Source organism: Desulfosarcina sp. (assembly GCF_033791525.1).
In the GTDB taxonomy this organism is placed as follows: domain Bacteria; phylum Desulfobacterota; class Desulfobacteria; order Desulfobacterales; family Desulfosarcinaceae; genus Desulfosarcina.
Map to the genome: position 1 here is coordinate 1 of NZ_JASJGN010000281.1, position 4,000 is coordinate 4,000.

Sequence of the window (4,000 nt, forward strand, 5' to 3'; positions counted from 1 at the left end):
GCATTGTAGTGAAGATCCATCGCCCCACCGATACCGCCGTTTTTCCACTCAAAAATGTCAATCGGCAGGGCAAGTCCTTTTCCGCCGTTGTTGGAAAAGCTCACCAGGCCGCTCATGCCATCGGTCAGTTGGCTACCGTGCGATGTGTGGCCGTATGCGATATGAAGATTAGCCCTGGCCGCATCGATGGCAGACTGAGGGATGGCCGTGATGTTCGTACAGCTGTGGTCGATAATAATCGGGCTTGCCGCCGCAGCAACAGGAACGCCCGACAGCATGAGAATCGACACAAAACCGGCCACGAGAAAGGATAACGGCACGTGCCAGCGCTGTTCTGCTATCGTCATGATCGCTATTTCCTCCTTAAGCTGCCCATAGCTGTTCCTGATTCAATAACTAAATTGCGATTGTCGAACTTGTCGCAGATACAAGGAAGAAGCCGTTCCGCTATAGTCGCCTATGCTGGAAGGCTGCTGACACCGTAGACGCGGTAAGATCGGCAATCAGCCTTTTCATGTCCAGCCATATTCTTTCGTAACAACAATTGACAAATATAGCTCTAATAGCTATATATCTTAATATGTATAAGTTGAAATACAGGAGAAGGGCAAGAAATTATATAGCACGACTCTCGCTAAAGTCCAAATCGGCTATTGTCAATAAATTACATCAACTTGCCGAGAATCCGGACAACCCGGAGCTTGATATTGCGGTTTTAAAAGGTCGGATTGGATTCAGGCTCAGGGTTGGGAAATACCGAGTCGTCTACTCTCGACACGATGATATCCTCATTATAGAAATTATAAGGATACGATCTCGTGGAGACATTTACAAAGGATAAGCCATGGAATATCAAACGATAAAAGAGAACGGTAAAGTTAAATTCATTGTTCTACCGGTTAACGTCTTTAACCGTCTGATAAAAAATAGTGGCAACGTTTCCGATCTTGAGGCTATTGAATTGGCTTCAACAGAACCGTTGTACGATCAAGAAGAGGCTGAAGATTATATTTTTTTAAATCCAGTAAAACGTGAACGCCTTGAAAAAGGCTGGACACAAACAGAGCTCGCCCACAGAATGAAGGTAAAGCAGTCGACAATTGCCAAATGGGAACGCCAAGGCGCAGTTTATCGAAATGCAACACGGAAAAAATTTGCAGAAGTTTTTGGTGCACCCGAATCAAGCTTCATTTGAAATGAAATTGATTTGTGCACTTCTCTTAATTTCCCTCTCAGAAATTAAGCCTAAACAAACCCTTCGCGTCCTCCGCTTCTCGAGCGAAGCCCCGCTGCGCGGGACAGGCTGGGCGGTGAATTCTTTTCTTTTTCAGCCGAAGGCTGCTGAAAGCTTGTCCGTGTACGTCCGTGTGTGTCTGTGGCAGAAAAATCGGTTTTCTTTAAGCTTTCCCAGAAAATTTCCTTACGCTCAATCCCCCGGATGATCACATGGTGAAGCACGCCCGGCGCGTCTAATCTGGCTAATCGTGGCATGGCTTATCCTGGCACTGGCATTCTTATTTGCAACTAATCACCATAACGGCCTTCATTTCCCTATTGACAAGCACGGGCTGCAAACTGTATTTATGTACATAAAAACGTACGCATTGGAGATGAAACATGAAAAGCAATATTACAGCAACTGATGCACGACGTCACTTCTTCGAAATCGTAAAAGGTGCTACTGAAAAGCATCAGATCTATAGAATCCAGCACCCTAAAGGATCTGTTGTCATGCTTTCCGAAGAAGAATATGACAACCTCGTTGAAACGCTTGAACTACAGGCAGTTCCTGGCCTGCTGAAGAGTTTGAACCGATCTGTAAATCAAATGAATGACGGTGAAACCTATTCGATGGATGAAGTATTCGGGGATTCTTGATGTATGAAATCAGATTTACAAAAGAAGCCTTGAAAGATGTGAACAAGCTCTCACCACGCCTGAAGTCCAAACTGAAGGATATTCTTGAACGTCAAGTAAGCCACGAACCCCATTCGGGTAAGAAATTGATCGGTCAGTTGAAAGGCTTTTATTCTATGCGTTTAAGCTTTCAAGACAGAATCGTGTATTCTATTGACGATGAAAACCGGAAAGTATACGTCCATCGAGCAAAGACACATTACGGTGAATGATTCTGTTAATTAACCGACTTGAAATCAGTTTTTCTTTTGTTTAATTTCCCTCTCAGAAATTAAATTTCAGGCAGTGAAAATTATTTATCCCGTGAAATCGCGTAGCGAGCAACATCATTTCACCTGGGACCGAAGGTGACAGCACAGCATATTTCACCGGTCTAAAACACCCTTCGCGTCCTCCGCGTCTCGAGCGTAGCGGGCGGTGAATTCTTTTCTTTTTCAGCCGAAGGCTGCTATAAACTCATCCGTGGGAGTCTATATGTGTCCGCCTGCCCCGTTAAATTCACGATAGTGACGAGCGAAGCGGAATTAACCGAGGTGGCAGAAAAATCGTTTTTCTTTGAGTTATCAGCTTTGAGCTTTTTGCTATCTTGACCGTGTGCGCCCGTGGTATGGAATTCAGGGCAACCAATACGATGGACCGAATAAAAATATGGCAGTTCAGGATCCGGTGCGCACCAATTCAAGACCCAAATTCTTTCCGGCCCTAATCATAATATTGGCCGCGATGTCGATCCTGTTTTTCATCGGCGGGCCAAGCTACCATTCACCACGCTCTTTAAAAGCCTTCTGGAATTTAGGCCACCTCCTCTACTTTGCCTTTTTACCCCTGCTGCTGTTCTCCTTCTCCCCTGGAAATCAGATCAAACCTGTTTTTCAAGTATCTATAATATTCGTAATTACGCTTGGCCTGGGGGCCTTGGTGGAGTTTTTTCAATACGGTTTTAACCGTACGCCGGATATGGGCGACATCTTCAGAAACATGATTGGTGCATGCATTGCGATCGCCTTTCTGCTGCCCATCAGAAAATCAGTTCCTAAAACGCCTATGCTAATTTTCAAGACCACCCTTATCATTTTAGTGGTGTCACAATTTTACCCGATCGTCATCGCCCTGGTCGATGAACACCAGGCACGCCGAAACTTTCCCGTCCTGTCGGACTTTCAAACCCCCTTCCAGAATCACCGCTGGACCGGCGATGCTGACATCAAGATTGAAAACATCGGCAGTCAAGGCAACCGCGCTATGCGGGTGGACCTCACAACTCAGATTTACTCAGGCGTCGCCCTAAAATACTTCCCTGCCAACTGGCTGCAATATCAATGGTTCCAGTTTCGCATTTACAACCCGTCGGCCGACGCCATAAAAATTACCTGCCGTATCCATGACAAGAAGCACACCCAGGATGTTCAGCGGTATCAGGATCGATTCAACACGACCCGGTCCTTATCCCAAGGCTGGAACACTGTCACCATCAGCCTGGAAGAGATCCGACGGGCACCGGACAACCGCCAAATGGACCTCAGCCAAATCTACGGGATCGGCTTCTTTGCCAGTCGCCTGCCCCATCCCAGAAAAATCTATATCGATGATGTAAAGCTGTATAATCTTATTTGACGTTCGATCTGCCGAAGGCGGACAAGTGCTTGCTCGCCTCAGGCGAGTTCGACGTTCATCTTCTACGCCCCTCACCGATCGCCTATAGTCTATAGCCCGCTCTTCGTCTCCCACCCAGTTTATTCCGCATATCGGGGCTTCGCTCGAGGACACAGAGACAGAAATGCAATTTTGAATGTTGAATTTTTAATTTTGAGTTTTGGTTGGATCTCTCTTTGTGAACTCTGCGGCTCTGCGAGAGACTGAAAAGCAGTTTTGACCTGGTGAAATTCGCTATGCTTCTTCCTTTCAGAAATTTCACTGGTTAAAAATGATGAATTTTAAATTAATGTTATGAAATCGATTAGATGAGAACGGACGGGAAGCGGGAGACTACGAGCGGAAGAAGACCGTTCAGTTGGTTCAATTTGTTGGATTTGCCCGGTGAAATTCGTTTTGCTGTCACCTTCGGGTCCCAGGTGAAATGATG

6 protein-coding genes are annotated in these 4,000 nt (G+C 46.0%); 5 read left to right on the top strand and 1 reads right to left on the bottom strand.

The genetic code is table 11. From position 1 onward, the window contains the following. Positions 1-347 (bottom strand): hypothetical protein (locus tag QNK41_RS13965; RefSeq protein ID WP_319257960.1); only part of this gene is annotated, 347 nt, incomplete at its 3' end. A 233-nt stretch (positions 348-580) separates the two neighbouring features. Here QNK41_RS13965 and QNK41_RS23080 point away from each other — a divergent pair. The 5 genes from QNK41_RS23080 (at position 581) to QNK41_RS13985 (ending at position 3,531) form a co-directional block, all read left to right on the top strand. Next, positions 581-841 (top strand): type II toxin-antitoxin system RelE family toxin, encoded by a 261-nt coding sequence (locus tag QNK41_RS23080; RefSeq protein ID WP_413815155.1) that lies wholly within the window; start codon positions 581-583, stop codon positions 839-841. Between the two features lie 3 nt (positions 842-844). Continuing rightward, positions 845-1,195, top strand: a complete 351-nt coding sequence (locus QNK41_RS13970; protein WP_319257962.1) for a helix-turn-helix transcriptional regulator — start codon at positions 845-847, stop codon at positions 1,193-1,195. A gap of 422 nt (positions 1,196-1,617) precedes the next feature. Then, on the top strand, positions 1,618-1,878 hold the full coding sequence (locus tag QNK41_RS13975; protein ID WP_319257964.1) for a type II toxin-antitoxin system prevent-host-death family antitoxin: 261 nt from the start codon (positions 1,618-1,620) through the stop codon (positions 1,876-1,878). Continuing rightward, positions 1,878-2,129 (top strand): type II toxin-antitoxin system RelE family toxin, encoded by a 252-nt coding sequence (locus QNK41_RS13980; RefSeq protein WP_319257966.1) that lies wholly within the window; start codon positions 1,878-1,880, stop codon positions 2,127-2,129. Before QNK41_RS13975 ends, QNK41_RS13980 begins: the two co-directional genes overlap by 1 nt. A 436-nt stretch (positions 2,130-2,565) precedes the next feature. After that, entirely contained in the window at positions 2,566-3,531 is a 966-nt protein-coding gene (locus QNK41_RS13985) for a VanZ family protein (RefSeq protein ID WP_319257968.1), read from the top strand. The last annotated feature ends 469 nt before the right edge of the window (positions 3,532-4,000 follow it).

Coding starts and splice junctions, on each gene's coding strand:
- QNK41_RS23080 (WP_413815155.1), top strand. CDS start 581: ATGTATAAGTTGAAATACAGGAGAAGGGCAAGAAATTATATAGCACGA.
- QNK41_RS13980 (WP_319257966.1), top strand. CDS start 1,878: ATGTATGAAATCAGATTTACAAAAGAAGCCTTGAAAGATGTGAACAAG.
- QNK41_RS13970 (WP_319257962.1), top strand. CDS start 845: ATGGAATATCAAACGATAAAAGAGAACGGTAAAGTTAAATTCATTGTT.
- QNK41_RS13985 (WP_319257968.1), top strand. CDS start 2,566: ATGGCAGTTCAGGATCCGGTGCGCACCAATTCAAGACCCAAATTCTTT.
- QNK41_RS13975 (WP_319257964.1), top strand. CDS start 1,618: ATGAAAAGCAATATTACAGCAACTGATGCACGACGTCACTTCTTCGAA.